Origin of the sequence: Streptomyces sp. NBC_01431 (genome assembly GCF_036231355.1) — a bacterium.
Classification (GTDB): Bacteria; Actinomycetota; Actinomycetes; order Streptomycetales; family Streptomycetaceae; genus Streptomyces.
Genome location: NZ_CP109496.1, coordinates 1,455,317 through 1,471,122, shown reverse-complemented (window position 1 = coordinate 1,471,122; position 15,806 = coordinate 1,455,317). Strand labels below are relative to the sequence as shown.

15 protein-coding genes are annotated in these 15,806 nt (G+C 70.4%); 1 reads left to right on the top strand and 14 read right to left on the bottom strand.

What is annotated here, in order from left to right; genetic code table 11:
- Nucleotides 1-24 precede the first annotated feature (24 nt).
- The 4 genes from OG522_RS06880 to OG522_RS06865 all read right to left on the bottom strand — a co-directional run bounded on the left by OG522_RS06880 (nucleotide 25) and on the right by OG522_RS06865 (nucleotide 2,200).
- Nucleotides 25-336 (bottom strand): pore-forming ESAT-6 family protein, encoded by a 312-nt coding sequence (locus OG522_RS06880; RefSeq protein WP_329460909.1) that lies wholly within the window; start codon nucleotides 334-336, stop codon nucleotides 25-27.
- A gap of 21 nt (nucleotides 337-357) precedes the next feature.
- A complete protein-coding gene (locus tag OG522_RS06875) occupies nucleotides 358-693 on the bottom strand; it encodes a hypothetical protein (RefSeq protein WP_329462049.1) in 336 nt (111 codons plus the stop codon).
- A 362-nt stretch (nucleotides 694-1,055) separates the two neighbouring features.
- Complete coding sequence (locus tag OG522_RS06870; protein ID WP_329462048.1) at nucleotides 1,056-1,268, bottom strand: DUF4287 domain-containing protein; 213 nt, start codon at nucleotides 1,266-1,268, stop codon at nucleotides 1,056-1,058.
- Between the two features lie 665 nt (nucleotides 1,269-1,933).
- Nucleotides 1,934-2,200 (bottom strand): hypothetical protein, encoded by a 267-nt coding sequence (locus OG522_RS06865; RefSeq protein WP_443074668.1) that lies wholly within the window; start codon nucleotides 2,198-2,200, stop codon nucleotides 1,934-1,936.
- A 206-nt stretch (nucleotides 2,201-2,406) separates the two neighbouring features.
- Here OG522_RS06865 and OG522_RS41205 point away from each other — a divergent pair, with 206 nt between their 5' ends.
- Nucleotides 2,407-2,694 (top strand): ALF repeat-containing protein, encoded by a 288-nt coding sequence (locus tag OG522_RS41205; protein WP_443074667.1) that lies wholly within the window; start codon nucleotides 2,407-2,409, stop codon nucleotides 2,692-2,694.
- A gap of 446 nt (nucleotides 2,695-3,140) precedes the next feature.
- Here the strand turns inward: OG522_RS41205 and OG522_RS06855 are convergent, their stop codons facing one another.
- The 10 genes from OG522_RS06855 to OG522_RS06810 form a co-directional block, all read right to left on the bottom strand.
- On the bottom strand, nucleotides 3,141-3,917 hold the full coding sequence (locus OG522_RS06855; protein WP_329462045.1) for a helix-turn-helix domain-containing protein: 777 nt from the start codon (nucleotides 3,915-3,917) through the stop codon (nucleotides 3,141-3,143).
- Nucleotides 3,918-4,178: 261 nt separating this feature from the next.
- Nucleotides 4,179-5,018, bottom strand: coding sequence for an extensin (locus OG522_RS06850; protein WP_329462044.1), 840 nt, complete (start codon nucleotides 5,016-5,018; stop codon nucleotides 4,179-4,181).
- The gene (locus OG522_RS06845; protein WP_329462043.1) at nucleotides 5,015-5,956 is read right to left on the bottom strand and encodes a C40 family peptidase; all 942 of its coding nucleotides are present in this window, start codon (nucleotides 5,954-5,956) and stop codon (nucleotides 5,015-5,017) included. The genes OG522_RS06850 and OG522_RS06845 overlap by 4 nt, the downstream gene beginning before the upstream one ends.
- Entirely contained in the window at nucleotides 5,953-6,927 is a 975-nt protein-coding gene (locus OG522_RS06840; protein ID WP_329462042.1) for a replication-relaxation family protein, read from the bottom strand. The genes OG522_RS06845 and OG522_RS06840 overlap by 4 nt, the downstream gene beginning before the upstream one ends.
- Before the next feature lie 23 nt (nucleotides 6,928-6,950).
- The gene (locus OG522_RS06835) at nucleotides 6,951-9,350 is read right to left on the bottom strand and encodes a type IV secretory system conjugative DNA transfer family protein (protein ID WP_329462041.1); all 2,400 of its coding nucleotides are present in this window, start codon (nucleotides 9,348-9,350) and stop codon (nucleotides 6,951-6,953) included.
- Nucleotides 9,347-11,137 carry a VirB4 family type IV secretion system protein gene (locus OG522_RS06830; RefSeq protein WP_443074666.1) on the bottom strand — a complete coding sequence of 597 codons (1,791 nt, stop codon included), beginning with the start codon at nucleotides 11,135-11,137 and terminating at the stop codon, nucleotides 9,347-9,349. The genes OG522_RS06835 and OG522_RS06830 overlap by 4 nt, the downstream gene beginning before the upstream one ends.
- A 44-nt stretch (nucleotides 11,138-11,181) precedes the next feature.
- Complete coding sequence (locus tag OG522_RS06825) at nucleotides 11,182-12,087, bottom strand: PrgI family protein (RefSeq protein WP_329462039.1); 906 nt, start codon at nucleotides 12,085-12,087, stop codon at nucleotides 11,182-11,184.
- Between the two features lie 6 nt (nucleotides 12,088-12,093).
- On the bottom strand, nucleotides 12,094-13,731 hold the full coding sequence (locus OG522_RS06820) for a hypothetical protein (RefSeq protein ID WP_329462038.1): 1,638 nt from the start codon (nucleotides 13,729-13,731) through the stop codon (nucleotides 12,094-12,096).
- 302 nt (nucleotides 13,732-14,033) lie between these two features.
- A complete protein-coding gene (locus OG522_RS06815; protein WP_329467507.1) occupies nucleotides 14,034-14,327 on the bottom strand; it encodes a pilin in 294 nt (97 codons plus the stop codon).
- 380 nt (nucleotides 14,328-14,707) lie between these two features.
- Complete coding sequence (locus OG522_RS06810; protein WP_329462037.1) at nucleotides 14,708-15,466, bottom strand: hypothetical protein; 759 nt, start codon at nucleotides 15,464-15,466, stop codon at nucleotides 14,708-14,710.
- Nucleotides 15,467-15,806 lie beyond the last annotated feature (340 nt).

Below are 15,806 nucleotides of genomic sequence, written 5' to 3'. Positions count from 1 at the left end.
ATCTGCACATACGTTGGTGCCGCCTCAGCCGATCGCGTCGACCGCGGCCTTCGCCTTCGACAGCGTCGAATGCGCGGTGCCGTCATTGAGCTCCAGCGTCCCGCGCACGAGCCGGATGATGTCCCGGACCTCGTTCGCGGCCTTGTTCCAGCGCAGTTCCTTGCCGTGGTACTCATCCGAAACACCGTCGGCGGTGAACTCGGCCATCGCGGCCTTCACCGCACGGTCACGGTCGTTGAGAACCCGCTCAAGATGCCCGATGATCCCCGCGAGACCACCCTGCACCTCGGTCGAAGCGCCGGTGTCGTAACTACGCCGGTCCTGGTTCTGACCCATGATCTGTGCTCCCCCCCGTCGTTAGTGGCGCGCGCCGAAGCGAGCGGCGTCGAAGTTCGCCGACGACATGTTCTGGTGCGCGTTGGATTCCTGCTCGTGATCACCGGTCCCGAACGCGGAGTCCATCCCGGACTGCCCGCCCAGAATGTCCTGCAACGACCCGTTCAGGTCATTGGTGATCTCATCCGCGTGCGCCTTGAACGTGTCGAACGCGGACTTCCCCGCCCCGTTGAACTTCCCCTCCAGCGGCTCCGCCGCCGCCACCAACTGACGGATCAGCGCGCCTAGATCAGAACTCGAACCGTCCGTGCTCTTCCCCAGATCGGACAGAGTCGTGGACCCCATGTCGAACTTCACGCACACACCCCTGTAGTCATCTCCAGCGGGCCGGGCTTCCATGAGCTGTCCCCTGCGCCTCATACGCCCCACCGGACCAGGTCACTTTCTATCGAACGGGCGTTGCAGACGCAACGCGGTTCCGAGCCAAGGCCACGAAGTTGAGCCATGTCCCCCTGCCGGGGGTCGTGAACGAGGCGCCCACGGCTGGTAGTCATCACGACCACCGCTTCCTTGGCGCACTGATCTTCCAGCAGCCCAAGCGGCAGGAGCGCTGCCTCGCTATGTGCCCCGATAAACCGGCCATTGCTTCTCAGGCCGTCATCCACCTCGCCGCATACTGATGCGGATCCAGGGCTGACGTCGGATCTGGCCCCCAGTGTCTACTTACTGCCGGTCTGCGCGAGGGTGTGGGCGACGAGGGCATTCGCGTGGCCGTGCCCCAGGCCGTGTTCGGACTTGAGCCAGCCGACCAGCTCCATGTGCTTGGTCAACGGCGACGTACGGATGAGCTCGTTCCACTCGGCTATCGACCGGCCGTACTTCGCCTCGATCGACGGAAAATAGCTGGCCGGGCCCTTCACGGTGTCAGTCATGACTGCAGTCTGGCACCCGCCACTGACAACGCTTCCTCCTCCAGGATGCTCCTGCAGAAGGAGGCGGGCTCGGGCGGGTATCGGTAAGCAGCGCAGAAGGCGCCACGGACGACCTCCCGGCGATTCCCCGAACCGGTGCCGGGATGAGTAGCACCAACGCGAAGGGGCAGATCGAGCGGACGAGGGTCAACGCTGCCGTTGTTACCCCGGTGGAGCCGTCGGAGCAGCGACCTTGGGCGGAACCGCGGAGGTGCGCGACGTGCCCGTTGATCGCTCCGGCCGTTGCTGGTACCGGGGGGCGAAGAACGCAAGAACAGCCAGACCACCACCTCCGGGCGGGGCCCGGTGGTGGCGATGAGCGCGGCGCAGGAGAGCGCGGTGAGGAGCGGTCCCGCCACCGACCGGCCGAACGCGCCCGCCCCGCCGCACGCCAGGCACCGTCCGGTCCCCACCCACCCGGTAGGAGTACGGCGGTGGGCAGGGAAGGGTGTCTGCGCGCGGGCGGAGCCCTCGTACCCGTCCTCATCTGCGGCGTGAAAGGCAGTGAGGGCCCCTACCGGGGTGAAGCGCACGCCCGCACCGCCATCCGACTACCAAGCCCTACTTGCACCCGTTCTCGCTGCGGGCGGTGCGGGTTTGAAGCTGCGCCCAACTGTCGCCCGCCTCTATTCCTCGTCGCTCAGGTCGACCGGCCGCAGGCGCTTCTTTGCTGCTTCCAGGAGTTCTGCATAGTTGGAAGCAAAGATTCCTGGGAGGGACTTGTCGAGTTTCCCGGCAATCTTGTGGATTGGAGCCCATAGCGCCCTGTCGTCTTCGTCCACGATCCGCGAAAGGTCGGTCATTTGAAGTCGCTCCAGCCAGTCTGACAGGACCAGAGCCTCGTCGACTGTGAGGCGGATCTCGATGTACTGAGTGTTCTTGTTATCTTCCATCAGCATTTCCGTTCGCTTCGGGTGGGGCCTCACATCCGTCAGGCCCCACCCGTTCTGCCGTCCCTTTAGCGGCAGCCGACCGCTAGGGCTTTTCTATGTGCGGCGTCTCAGAGCTTTCCATGCATGGCTAGATACCAGAGCTGATCCCGGTCCTTGATGGGATCGCTCTTGAACGAAGCCAGCATCTCCGCCAGATCCATCGAAACATGTTGCCCGGTCCTGAGGTTCACGTAGTGCCTGGCAGGAGTGCCGCGGTAGTCGCCAGCGACCTGAACGTTCTCCGGGTTCTTCAGGAAGTCTTCGAGAGCGGCAATGAACTTCTTCTCAACACCGGCGGGGCCGAGCTCAAGGCCGCAGCCAGAATCGCTCTGGCGGGCACGCCGGACATGCTGCACACGAGGCAGGATCACCCGACGGTGGAAACTGGTCGGAAGAGGAGCGGGGAGGTGTGGCAGGGGACAGGCTGGCGGCATCTCCAGCCCTTAGCGGGCTGAACCTCTCTGCAAGGAGCTCCGGTTGACCCGCCGCCACGTTCTACTGCTTGCCCCCGGGCATGCTTGCTGTTCCGCTGATGGCGATGTCCGCTCCCGCGGTTGGCGCTGCGCCGCGGCATACCGCCAGCGCGTCTGTGGCCAGTGCGGACTTCTGCCGGATCACTGGCTCGTCGGCGACGGTCCGTGCCGAGCCCCGTCGGCAGGCGACAGCTCTGGGGACCGCGGAGCAGGGGGATTCGTGTGTGGCGCACGGCTGGGCAAACGGCGACGGCGTGTGGGTGAGGGGCACGATGAAGCGCACCGGTGTGACGGGATACGTGCACTCGTCGCTGGTGGCCTGGGGCAAAGAGGAACTGACCAAAACCGGGCCGTGACCAGCTGCATGTTCGCACGACGGCAGTCGGGCCGCTCCGGGAAGGGGCGGCCCGACTGCCGTCGTGCAGACGCTACTTGCTGTCAGGGGCCGGGGTGGTGAGCTGATAGGTGCGAGGTGTCCCGCTCACCTGCTGGGCGATCTGCTGCTTGACCAGGGTGGCCAGGCAGTTGGCGATAGCGCCCGAGCTCTTCTCGATGGCCCGGCTGATGCGGGTCGCCGTGAAGGCCTCGTCCGGGTGGGCTGTCAGGTGGGCGATGACCATCTGCCGCAGTCCGCCCGGTGCGAGCCGTACCTTCTGGCCCAAGGCGGGAGTGGGCTGTTTTGCCGGGGGCATGGCCGTCCCATCCGCCGGTGTATCACTCTCCGGGGATCCTTCGGCTGTGTCGCTCATGCTGGGCGCCGGGGAGGCAACGGTGTCGGTGGCGGGCGTGTCGGCCGTGGGGGCGGCGGCGTGCGGGGCTGCCTCCGGGGTGGTGTCCGTCGTGTCCTGCGCCAGGTCTGGGCTGTCGTTCACGGGCTCCACGTTCACCGTGTCCTCGACGTCAGGGACGGGGGTGGGGACGGTGTGGATGCAGTGCCAGCGGTCGGGGGTGCGGCGGGGTCCGTCGTGTCCGCCGGGTTCGCGGAGGGCCAGTCCGTGCTGTTCGAGGGCGGTGAGGGCTTTGCTGGTGGTGGAGCGGCCGAGGCCTGCGGCGAGGGCGAGTTCGGCGGCGGTGGCCGGTTCCGTGAGGGCGACGAGTTCGGTGTAGACGGCGGCGGGGGCGCCGGTGAGACCGGTGAGCGGTTCGGGCTCGGAGGCGGTGTGCAGCGTTCGTGTGTGGGTGGTGGTGTCGGAGTCGTTGGACATGGTGGGGCCTCGTTCCACGATGGCGATGGTTGGGTGAGGTCCCCGGCCGGGGTGCGACCGCTGGGCGGTTGCGGGTTCGGCGGGCCGCGTGCGCAGCGCGGAGCTGTCCCGCCGGTCCGCCCGTCGGGCTTGGGGATCTGTGATCCCAAGCGCATCGGGGCGGACCACCATGGACGCTCCGCTCGCCGCTGAAGTCAAGCTGCTCATGCTGCTGTTCGGGCCGATGGCGAAGAGCGCCGATCGGGTGCCGATCCGCGCTGTTCACGAGGATGGTGGCGCGCCGTGGGGGCGGCGCTGGAGGAGCTGGGCGTGGATCTGCTGGGCCCGGTCGGGGCCGAGGCGCAGCTCGGTGCGTAGTCGCCATACGCTGGCCGGCCGTCCGGTCGTGGCGCGTACGGCGTCGTCAAGGGCCGTTGCGTGGGCCCACTGGGCGACGGTTGCTGCGCCCACCGCGCCGCCGGGGTCTGTGGGTGCCCGGGGCGATCTGAGGGGCGGACTGTCGGCGACGTGGGGCCCGGCACCGGCGATGACTTGGTGCTGGTGGATGGGCAGCGGCTTCAACCCGGTTGGGTGTGTTGCCGATTCACGGGATCGGTCGGGTCTGTCGGGTCGTTCTTCCGGCTTGGGTGGTTCGGGGGTGGGATCGGCGGGGTCGATCGGTTTCAGGAGCGGGGTGATGGTGCGCCGGTAGGCGGCGATGGTCTCAGTGAGCAGGATCAGCAGGATGGTCGGGACGCCGTGCAGGACAACGCTGGCCGGATCGGGGTGGATCGGTGTGCCGATCTGTGGGGCGGGCCAGATCGAGTCCCAGGTGTTCATCAGGGTGGCGGTGATGGCGGTGAACCAGCGCAGCGTTGCTGACCAGGGTGGTGGGCGGATGCCCCAGGCGGCGAGGCGGGCATCGGCGTAGAGGATCGCGGCGAGTGCGAGGGCGACCATGGGGTCGAGCAGGAGGGCGATGGCGGGGGCCACGCCGCGGCTGGTAGCGAACAGGGTGACGTTGACGGCGGTGAAGATGAGTGCGAGGACGCCGACGGTGGCCAGGGCCCGAGTCAGCGCGGTCAGCAGGGAATGGGCCTCGGCCGGGGTGGGAGGTGTCATCGGGTACTGCCGTGGCTGGCGGGCCGGGTGGCACCTTGGAAGTCGGTCCGGCGGCTGATGTCGATGGGGCGTTCGCGGACTACTGCTCCGGGGTGGGGTGCGTCGATCATGAGGCCGGGCTGACTGTAGATGCCGACGTGGGTGATGTTGCTGGGGCTGGTGCCGAAGAACAGCAAGTCACCTGGCGCGAGTGGGGAGTTGGCGGGGATGCGGGGTCCGGCGCTGTACTGGGCTTGTGCCACGCGGGGGATGGTGAGGCCGGCGGCGTGGTAGGCGGCTTGGGTCAGTCCGGAGCAGTCGAAGCCGCCGTCGGCGGGTCCGTTGCCGCCCCACACGTACGGGGCGCCGATCTGGCGGCGCGCAAAGGACACCGCGGTGGCTGCGGCCCCGCTGGGAGCCGGAACAGTGACTGCGTACTGACCGGCGATGCGCAGGACTTCGGCTACGTACTGCTCGGAGTGATTGTAGGCGAGTACAGCCCGGTGCAGGTTGGTGCCGCCGCGAGCTCCGTTGGCGCACAGCATGCGGGCGGCGGCGTAGACGGCGTCGACCGGGTCCCAGGGGGTGGGCGGGTTCTCCCCGCCGGGCGGGACCGGGTAGGCGTATGCCGCGAAGGTGGTCGGGAGGAATTGCATCGGTCCGACGGCACCTGCCGTGGAGATCATGGTGGGGTGGCGGGCGTGGTCGGTCTCGACCTTGCCGATGGCGGCCAGGATGGTCCAGGACAGGCCCGGGCATGCGGGGGCTGCCCGCTGATAGAGGGCCAGCATGGTCGGGGGAATGTCCCTGAGTGCGCGGCTGCTGGGCGCGGCGGCCGCGCCGCCGCCGGGGGCGAGTGAGTTGAGTAGCGCGGCGATGGTGAGGGCGGCGAGGAGGGGGAGGGCGAGGATGGTGCAGCCCACCCCGCCCGCGGTCTTGGCGAGCGCGCTCACGCTCACGCACCCGCTGTTGGGGGCTGGGGTGGGACGGGGTGCCACGGCAGGGTGGTGTGACGGGCGGGCTGCGGCATCGCTGTTTCCGGGGTGAGTGCGGGGATGAGGTCATGCCAGTGGGTGGCGAGTTCGGCGGGCATGAGCCTCTTGCCTGGGGTGGGGCCCAGGGGCAGCCAGGCGGCGCCGGTCGGTTCGGCGAGCTGGGCGTTGGCGGTGGCGACGGGCAGGTCGAGGCGGTCGGCGGTGTCGGTGAGGCGGCGGCGCAGGGCGGCTTCGCGGGCTGCGGTGGCGGTGTGGATGAGCAGTGGGGTGCGGGTGGCGGTGGTGGTGGCCAGTGCCGCGTAGCCGGGGAGTTTTGCTTCGAGTCGGGCGAGGTTGTAGGAGCCGGTGTCGTACTCCAGGAAGAACGGCAGGAGTTGACCGGTGGCGACTGTTTGGTGGGCGTAGGCGTCGGGGTGGATCCAGTCGCCCCACAGCCGGGTGGCGGAGCGTTCGGACAGCCACACCGGCAGTTGTCCGGTGGCGGCGAAGTGGACGAGGAGGGTGTTGACGCCGAGGGTGTGTTCCAGGGTGGGGGAGAAGGCGATGCGGGCGCAGGTGTCTTTGCGCCAGCCGGTGGCTGGGAGGTCGGTGCCGGCGCGGGCGGCGAGGAGTTCGGCCCCGGCCTTGCCGAGGGTGTAGTGCTCGGGGGCGGAGCCGGTCTGACGCAAGGGGCGGAAGGAGTCGAGGACACCGAGGAAGTACAGCTCGCGCAGGCGGCGGTTGGCGGTGCGGTGCCCGGTGAAGGCGAGGGCGGTGATGTGGTGGGAGGTGAGGACCCTGTGCTCGTGGAGCATCTCGATGAGCCATACATCGCGGCTGGTGAGGCGGGTGGCCAGATGAGCCAAGTCGGTTCGGGTCCGGGCTGGTTGGGCGGGGCGGCGTCGACGGGACGCGGCGCGGGGGACGTAGCCGGGGTTCGGGCTGGTCGTGGGCATGACCTTCTCCTGCGGTAGGGGGCCTAGAGGGGCAGGTGGGGCGAGCGGCTGGTGGTGCCGCCGACCCGGCGGGCGGCTGCGGCCCGCAGTTCGGCCGAGCGCCCGGGCACGGCCGGGGTCAGGGGGCGGGTGGTGAGGGTGAACGCTGCGGCTTTGGCGCCGCCGGCCAGGAGGTGGGCGGCGGCCTGGTAGGGGCCGAGGTGGGCCAGGTCGTGGGCGCCAAGGGTGGGCAGGGTGTGCCGCTCCAGCTGGGCAGCGTCTTCGGGGGAGGTGTTGAAGAAGATCTTGTTGCGGGCGTTGGCGGAGATCCCTTCGCGCAGGTCGCGGGGGAGCTGGGCGAGGTGCTGGTGGGCCAGGACCATGGACAGCCGGTAGCCGCGGGCCTCGGCGAGCATGTCCTCCAGCGGGTAGGGGAGGGTGAGGAAGTTGTGGGCCTCGTCGATGTAGAGGGAGGCGTCGATGCGGTCGGTTTCGGGGGTGCGGGCGCGGGCGGCGGCGGCCTGCCAGGTCTTGGCGACGATGAAGGAGCCGAGCAGCCGGCAGGTTTCCTCCCCCAGGGCGCCTTTGGGGAGGCGGGCCAGGAGGATGCCGCCGTCCAGGACGTCGGGCAGGTGGAAGGTGGACTCTCCGGAGGCGATGGCCGCTCGGGCGAAGGAGCGCAGCAGGAACGCGCGGAGTTTGTTCATCACCGGTCCGACCACCGCTGCGCGGGAGGGCTCGGATAGCGACTCGTACCACATCCAGAACCCTTTGAGGACGGGGTCCTTGACGGTGGGGACCATGCGGAGGCGGTAGGCGGGTTCGCCGAGCAGGCGCGGGATGTCGGCGAGGGTGACCAGACGCTGGGTGGCCGCCGCGTGGCGCAGCAGGGTGAGGCAGGCCGCCCGCATGATGTCGTCGGTCCGCGGGCCCCAGAACGCGGAGAAGATGCGGCGGAAGATGCCGGTGATGTTGTCGACGACGACGTCGATGTCCGTGCCGTCCAGCACGTTCAGGCAGGGCGGGACGTGGACATCGTCGGGGTCGATCACCACGAGCCGCTCGGCGCACGAGTTCGGTAGGCGGTGCAGGAGGTCGGCGACGAGGTCGCCCTTGGGGTCGATGACGATCGCGCCGCGGCCCGCGTCGACGTCGTCGAGGACGAGGTTGCCGACCAGCGTGGATTTCCCGGAGCCGGTGGCGCCCATGAGGTGGAGGTGATGGCGGGCATCGGGCACCGTGAGCCCGACGGCGCGGCGATTGCCGGTGTCCGCGCAGCCGAGCGGTCTGATGCCAGGCCCGGGGCGGGGGACGGTCGGGGGCGGTGCGATGGAGCGGGCGCCCGCGCGGGCCAGGCCGGGGGCGTCGGCGTCGACGGGAAGGTGGGCGAGGGCGGCGAGTTCGGGCACCGACAGCAAATCGCCGCGCCCCAGGAAGTGGCGGCTGCTCAAGGCCGGGTGCGGGGCGGGCAGGCGGTGGCGGGAGAGCCAGTTGCGGGCCGCGTACAGCGAGAACGCGGAGGCGAGGGCGTGGGCCCGGCCGCGCAGTCGGGCCCGGAGGTCGTCGGGAGAGGCGGTTGTGGAGGGGAGGGCTGCGGCGTAGCGGAGTTGGACCTCCCACTGGGGGCCGGTGAGTTTATTGACGCTCTGGCGTACCTCGGTGCCGTGGGAGGGGTCGGTGGCGGCCGGGGTGGTGCGCTGCGGGGTGTGGGCGAACAGCCGGAAGACCGACGATGGGCGGGGTGCGGTGCGGCCGGCTTTCAGGCGGCGGGCCTGGCGTTGGGCGCGGCGCAGCCGGGCTCCGGTCGCGGGGCGGGCCAGCACCTGCACGAGGGCGTGTTCGCCGTCGGCCATACCGGTCGCGGCCTGGAGCAGCGCGCGCAGCGGATCACTCTTGTGGTCGGTGCGGAGCGGCAGGATCTCCGGGCGGGCCAGCCGTAGACGCCCAGCCGTGCACTCGTGCGTCGCGGGGAACGGGGCGGTGGCATCGGTGAGGGTGGTGTGGGCGCCGGGCCAGGCGGCCTCGACAGCGCGGCGCACGAGCGCGGTGGCGATACTGCCGGGCAGCCACAGCCGCACGGACAACCCGCCGCTGCTCCAGGCGTATTCGAAGCCGACGTGCGGCTGACCGTGCAGCAGGCGCTGGTACCAGGGTCTGAGCAGGCCCGACAGCTGGGCCCAGAGCACTTCGCCGCCCCCAGCGGGCACGGTGGGCGGGGCGAGCACGGTCACCAGGCGCGCCCCGTCGCCGAGCACCCGCTGGCGCCGCCGCAGGAGTGTGGTGCGCCCGGCGACTGTGGCGGCGGCCGCCAGCACGGCGATCGGAGCCAGCCACGGCCAGGAGCCCGCGAGATAGCCAACACTGGCGTCAATCAGCGCAGGGACCAGGCGGTTGGGGTCGGTCAGGAAGTCGCCGAGCAGTCCGCCCGGACCCTGGGCGCTCATGGTTCGAGGCCTGTCAGGTCCGGCAGCCCGTACGGGTCGTCCGCCTCGTCCTGCGGATCCTGCTCGCGGGCCTGGAGCTCGACCGGGTCCGTGGTGATGAGGTCGTGTTCGTCGGGGGAGGCGAGAGGGCTGAACGAGATCTTCGTACGGCCCGACAGCAGGAGAGCACAGCCCCGGGGCGCAGACAGCAGATGATGACGCTCGCCCCGGGAGAGACGGAAGGCGCCTCCGATCTGGTCGATGGCCTGCGGGGCCTGACGCATCAGCAGCTGGGTGGCCGCGTTGCTGACAATCGCCCTCCCGAGATCGGACGCCAGGACGTCGTCGGCGTCCTGGGTGACCACCGCAAGGCCCGTCCAGTACTTGCGCGCCGCCTTGGCCATCTTGAACAGGAACCGTGCCCCGTGGCCGTCCCGCATCAAGAGCCACGCCTCGTCGACCACGATCAGACGCCTGCGGCGCGCACCGGTGTGGGCCACCTGCTGCCAGATCGCATCAAGAGCCAGCAGCATGCCCGCACTCTTCAGCTCCTCGGGGATCTCCCGAAGGGAGAAGACGACCAGGTGCCCGGCGGGCCGGGTCGTGGTGGGACCCGCGAACAACTGCCGGTGCGAACCGGCCACGTACGGGTCCAGACGCGCGGCCAGGGTGCCCGCTGCCGGATCCGGCAAGGCCGTCAGCTGGGCGGCGAGATCGCCCAGCCGCGGCGCCGGGCGCGTCCACGTGGCCGGATCGGCAGTGATCCCGGCCGCGCGGTAGGTGGCCAGCACCGCCTTGTCCAGCACGGCCCGTTCGGTGGCGGAGAGTTCACTGCCGAGCAGGACGGCCAGGAAGGTGTGCAGGAACAGCACCCGCCGGGTCAGGACATCCTCGCCCTCCTCACCCCTCGGGGGCAGGTCGAAGGGGTTGAGCCGCACATCGGGGTCACCGAGGCGGATGACGCTGCCACCGACCGCCTCGGCCAGGCGTACGTACTCGTCCTCGGGGTCGATGACCATCGCCTCGGTACCGGTGAACAGCAGCCGCAGCAGCTCCAGCTTCGTCAGATACGACTTGCCGGCCCCGGACCGCGCCAACAGGATCGAGTTGTAGTTGTCCTGGGCGAAGCGGTCCCACAACACCAGCGACCCACTGGCCGTATTGACCCCGTACAGCACACCGCCCGGCGACATCGCGGCGCTCGCGGGCAGGTCGGGAGAGGCGAAGGGGAAACAGGCGGCCAGCGCCTCGGTGTCGAAGGTGCGCCGCACCTTCAGCGTGTCCAGGCCGAAGGGGAGGGTGGCCAGCCAGCCGGGCAACGCCCGGTAGGTGGCAGGCGCGGTCGACACCAGCAGGGACTCGGCGATCGCACGGACCTGTGCCACCTCGTCCGCCAGGTGCTCCTCGTCCTGGCCGTAGACGGTCATGTACAGGCCGAGCTGGAAGAGTTTCCCCTCGCCGCGGGCGATGCGGTACGCGAGGTCGGCTGCGTCCTGGGCGGCTGCCTCGGTGTCCGGGTCGTCCAGGCGCCCGTGGCCCCAGTCGGTGCGGCGCGAGGATTCCAGGCGGGCCCGCTGCTTCTTGAGCTGCTGCGCGGCCAAAGGGCTGGGAGTCGGTTCGATGTGCAGGGCGATGTCGAGGCGGCCGGGGTAGGTCAGCAGCGGATCAAGCCAGCCGGGAACGACCTCGGCCGGATAGCCGGTCACGATCAGCGTGGCGGCGAGATGACTACCCACCGCCAGGGTGCGGGAATGGACTTCAATCGCGTCCGGTCCCAGGAAGGCCAGCTCAGCGCTCGCATCAACCACCCGGCTGGAGTTACGAGTTCGGTGGTCAAGGAGTCGGTGGAGCATCACAGGCCTGCCAGGGGGAGCGCGTCGGGGTCGGCGGCGGGACGGACCATGTCGGTGGCTGCCTCCGTGTCCAGCGGTGTGACGGTGATCTCGGCGGCTTCCAGAGCGCGCGCGGCTTCGGTGAGGCGATGGCTCGCCCGCGCCCCGCTGGAAGCTGCGGGCTCGCGGGTCACCAGCAGGACCTGGCGGGTGAGCAGGTCCCGTTCCGCGGCGAGCCCGGTGAGGAAGCCGCCATGAGCGCGCGCGGCCCGCTCCAGCGCGGGGTGCGTCAGCGTAGGTGCGAGCTGGGTTAGCTCGTCGACGAGGGGGGTGACGTCGAGGCGGTGGGCGCGCACCAGGACCTGGGTCGGACCGGTCAGCGAGTTGAGCCAGCGGGCGAACGCTTCGGTCAGCGCCTGCTGTTCCCCGCCGGTGCGCAGGTGGAAATTGACCGTGGAGCACACCGCGAGCGCACTGTGCCCATCCCTCGCGAGGCCCAGCACACCGGTCTCGGATACCTCCCGGCATGGCAGGTCGAGCACGGCTGGGGCTGGGCCGACCTGCGTCCGCCACTCTGCGGGAACGAACTCCGGGAGTGGCTGGACGCCTTCGGCAGCGGGAACGCGCCGTTTGGGCGTGCGGTGGTAGTGGACGGCGGCGAGCAGGAGACGGTCCAGGCCGATGCCGTCCCGCCGCCCCACCGCGATGACCGTCACGACCACCGCGACCGGCGCGGTCAGCGCCGCATAGGCGAGGGGATGCATGAACGGGCGAGATGCCCAGTACCCGCCGTACAGCATCAGCCCGGCGACGGCCAGGATCGCGGTCTGACGTGCGGTCAACGGGCCAAGAATGCGGTCGGCCTTGGACACATCGGCGGGGATCCGGGCCGAGGTCACGTGCTCGTCGTCCAGGTCGGCGGTCATCGCGGTTCACCTCCGGGAAGGGGACGGGGGAGCGGGTGGTTCAAGGGGCAGACGCAACTGCACAGGCCGGACCGGGCGGGTGCGGACGCGGGCGGCGGGTACCGGGAGCGCCATCTGTCGCACACGCCGTACCGGCGCCGGTACGGCGGCTGGCCGGGGCGCCGCCGGGGGCGCGCCTGCCAGGGGGTTGGAGGTGGTGCGGGCGTTGCGCGGCACTCGCTGAGCGGTGACCGGCAGGCTCAGCTGGATTGGCCGCCCGGGACGGGCCGGGACGCGCTTGGCAGGAATGGGCAGCGTCAACTGCCGGGTGCGACGGGCCTGCGAGGGATGGATGACCGAGCGGGGGCCTGCGGTCCCGCGCGCTGGGCCGGGCGGTGCGCCACCGCGCCGAGCCGTGCGCAAGCCGGTGGGGGTGGCGACGTGGCCTCCGGTTGCCGCTGTGGCAGCGGGCGCACGACTGCTGGCGCGCGAGCGGGCTCTCGCGACCAGGGCCCTGCCCCGGCGCAGGGCGAGTCCGGCGAGGCCGCCCGGCACCGGGAGCCGGCCACCACCCCCACCGCCCGGTGCACGGCCGGGACGGCTACCACCACCGCGCGGGCCGCCCGACGGTCTACCGCGCCCACCCGGTCCGCCAGGCCGCCCACCACCGCCACCCCCGGCGCGACGGCGCAGCACCGCGGCGCCGGGAACGTACCGGTTGATCAGTCGCCACAAGGCAACCGACTGCAACATCCGCAGCGGAGCGGGGAGTTGGGGGTGCAGGGGAGTGGAACGGAAGACGACTCGCGCACACCAGCCCGGGATCTTGAACAGGATCCAGAACAGGGCGAGCCCGGCCAGCAGAGTCCCGAGCTGGTTCGGCTTGGGGAAGCCGAGCAGGGTGGCCCCCGGGGCGAAGAACACCTTCAGCGCGACGATCAGCGTGACGGACTGGGCGACCTGGATCGTCAGACACCCGGCCAGCGCGCGCCACCACATCCGGGCCACCTGGTCGGTGACCGGGTGCGCGTAGCAGGACAGGGCGAGCGGCCCCGAGACGGCGATCACCGCGATGACCGCGACCCGGACGATGTAGCCGACGAGGACGGCCAGGATCAGAAGGATCATGAGGATCGCGATCAACAACACGTACAGGGCCAAGCCCTGGCCACCGAACAGAGCGAACGGGATGACCCGTTCGATCAGTCCCTTGCCGGCGTCGGAGGCGTCGGTACCCATGAGAGCGTGGGAGAGAGCGTTGGCCAGGGAGATGGCCTTGCCCGTCGCGGTCAGCGAGATCGCAGCGGCGATGATCCCGATCAGCAGGCGCGGCGCGATCTGCTTGAGCGCGTAGCGGCTCTGCAGGGTCTCGTGCGCCATGACCGTGAGCCCGCCCGCGGTCACGAACAGCACGTAGATCCCGCCCGCGAGTCCGAGGGAACCGGTCCACAGGCGTTTGATGTCGGCCTGCTCGGTGACATCGGGCGTGGACAGCAGGGTGGCGCCGAGGAGTTCCCGCAGCGGCTTCATGATCTGGTCGACGAGTGTCCCGAGGAATGCCGTGATCGCATTGACGATCACGGCGGGGACATCGAGGAGGCTGCCGAAGCCGGTGCTGCCCTTGTCACAGGGGATCCCGGCCACCTCGCAGGCGGGCGGGACCAAGCCCGGTGCGGGCTCCGGCGGGCGAGACGGCTGGGGGCGCGGTGTGGAAGGGCCGGGTGTCGGGAGCGGCCCCGGTGCGGGAGCGGGGGTCGGTTGCGGGGTCGGGCCGGGTGTGGGCGCTGGGGCCGGTGTGAGTTGCGGCGCAGGTGCGGCTGCCGGGACAGGTTCGGGCTCAGCAGGCGCCAACCGGATCCCGGCCGGGGCGGAGACCGAAGTGGCGTGCGCAGGCGGCGAGACCAGGGCCGTCGCGCCAAGCAGCAGCGCGGTTGTCACCACAACGGAGGCGAGGATGCGGCGGGCCGTCATGTTCCGGCTCCGACGATGCTCTGCAGGACGGTGACCAGGACGGGGGCGAGGATGGCCAGGCCGTAGCCGATGGCCGCGGCCTTCAAGGCCCGTTTGGCCGCCTCGACTTCGCCCGGGTCACCTCCGGCCATCAGGTAGCGCAGCCCGCCGAAGGTGAGGAACAGCGTGGCCAGTCCGGTCAGCAGCCCCAGGATCCAGTTCCGCAGATTGTTGATCACTGTGGGGACGTCCGCGACGGCCCACGAGCTCCGTGGATGCGCCAGCAGGGCGGCGAGCGCGCATGCCGTCATGAACAGGACCCGGACAGCGATACGGCCCAGTTGGCGCCACGTCAGTCGGCGGGTCCTTGCCCGCAGCGGGCGCAGAAGTACGGGCACGGACACACACCTCCTCGTGAAGGCGCAGGCAGCAGGTGAGCGAGAAAGGAGGAGAGGGGCGATGAGAGTTCCGTCCCTGGGAGTCCAGGCTGGCCCGCGACAGCGCTTCACCTCCTTGCAGGCAAGGTGAGCCGCTGGATGCGGGAGGGGCGGGTTCGGGGTGTCAGCACGAGACGCCGTGCCCGAACTCCCAGGGACGAGAGGGAGATGAGAGTGGCTACGACACTGGGGGTTCCGTAGGTGCTCTCACTCTCTTAAGGAGAAAAGCGGGGCCCGATCGTGCCACCGGGGCCTCAGAACTCCTGCGCAGCCAGCGCGCCTGCCAGGCGCCGCTCGGCGGCGCCCCGGTGGCGGAAGGCGGCGCGCACACTCATACCCACCGTGCTCGCCGCCTTGGCCATCACCTGGCGCTCCAGCCTGGTCTGTGCGATGAGTTCAGCCTCCCTCTCGGTGAGGACCCCGGCACGGACGGCCCGCAGGAGCACGGCGAACACCTCCGCCATGCCTCGGGCGGCCAGGGGCTGCGGCACCGCGTTCTCATCGAGCGGCAGGGCCTCGATGCGCCGTGTGCGCTGCGCGGCGTACAGCAGACGGTGCGCGGCCCGGTCACCGGCCCGCACCAGCCGCAGCCCGGCCTGCGGCTCATCCATGGTCAGGACGGCGAGTTCGGCGATGACCGCCGCCAGGACCTCCTGCTCCAGCTCACATGCCTCCACTTCCACCAGTCGCGGCAGCCGGGACAAGGTGCGCCGCAGCGCGGGGATGGTGAGGCCGACGGCGACGGTGCCCCACGGCTCCCCGAACAGCGCCCGTCGGCGCAGGATTTCACTCCACACCGCGGCACGGGCCCGCTCGGTGCAGCTGGGGTGCACCATCTGCGCACGGACCCGGGCGACGGACAGCGAGCTGACGGTGTCTGAGTCGGCGGACAGCGCCACCGGCACGCAGAGCGGGCTGGCCCCTGCGGCCAGCGAGAGGAACGCGGACTCGACCTGGTCCAGGGGTGACACCAACGAGAGCGGGCGGTGGGGACGAAGGGACGTGGGGCGCATGGCGGCTCCTAGCCTCGATGCGGCGGATGGGGTCGCCGCCCATCGCGCCAGCCGCCCCCGTCACAGCCTTGCCTCCAGGTCGCTACCGGTCTGCTGCCAGGGAGCTGTAGCCCTGCCGTGTGTCGGCCAAGCCCTGGGCGAATCGGGCGCTGACCAGCACTTTTTCTCTCACCCCAGTCCGCGAAAGCTCGCTGAAGATTTTTAAGAAGGCCCCCTGGACTTGCCGACGTTCTGCGCGGGCGTGTCCGTGAGTGAGTTGTGTCCGCCGAGTCACTGCCCTGCTTCGTATGGTGGGCTTGCTGCTGGCGGATCGGGCCCTGACCAGCGCCGTCTCCTGTGC

Coding starts and splice junctions, on each gene's coding strand:
- OG522_RS06870 (WP_329462048.1), bottom strand. CDS start 1,268: ATGACTGACACCGTGAAGGGCCCGGCCAGCTATTTTCCGTCGATCGAG.
- OG522_RS06850 (WP_329462044.1), bottom strand. CDS start 5,018: ATGACACCTCCCACCCCGGCCGAGGCCCATTCCCTGCTGACCGCGCTG.
- OG522_RS06865 (WP_443074668.1), bottom strand. CDS start 2,200: ATGGAAGATAACAAGAACACTCAGTACATCGAGATCCGCCTCACAGTC.
- OG522_RS06815 (WP_329467507.1), bottom strand. CDS start 14,327: ATGACGGCATGCGCGCTCGCCGCCCTGCTGGCGCATCCACGGAGCTCG.
- OG522_RS06835 (WP_329462041.1), bottom strand. CDS start 9,350: ATGAGCGCCCAGGGTCCGGGCGGACTGCTCGGCGACTTCCTGACCGAC.
- OG522_RS06810 (WP_329462037.1), bottom strand. CDS start 15,466: ATGCGCCCCACGTCCCTTCGTCCCCACCGCCCGCTCTCGTTGGTGTCA.
- OG522_RS06840 (WP_329462042.1), bottom strand. CDS start 6,927: ATGCCCACGACCAGCCCGAACCCCGGCTACGTCCCCCGCGCCGCGTCC.
- OG522_RS06855 (WP_329462045.1), bottom strand. CDS start 3,917: ATGTCCAACGACTCCGACACCACCACCCACACACGAACGCTGCACACC.
- OG522_RS06825 (WP_329462039.1), bottom strand. CDS start 12,087: ATGACCGCCGACCTGGACGACGAGCACGTGACCTCGGCCCGGATCCCC.
- OG522_RS41205 (WP_443074667.1), top strand. CDS start 2,407: ATGTTGCCCGGTCCTGAGGTTCACGTAGTGCCTGGCAGGAGTGCCGCG.
- OG522_RS06880 (WP_329460909.1), bottom strand. CDS start 336: ATGGGTCAGAACCAGGACCGGCGTAGTTACGACACCGGCGCTTCGACC.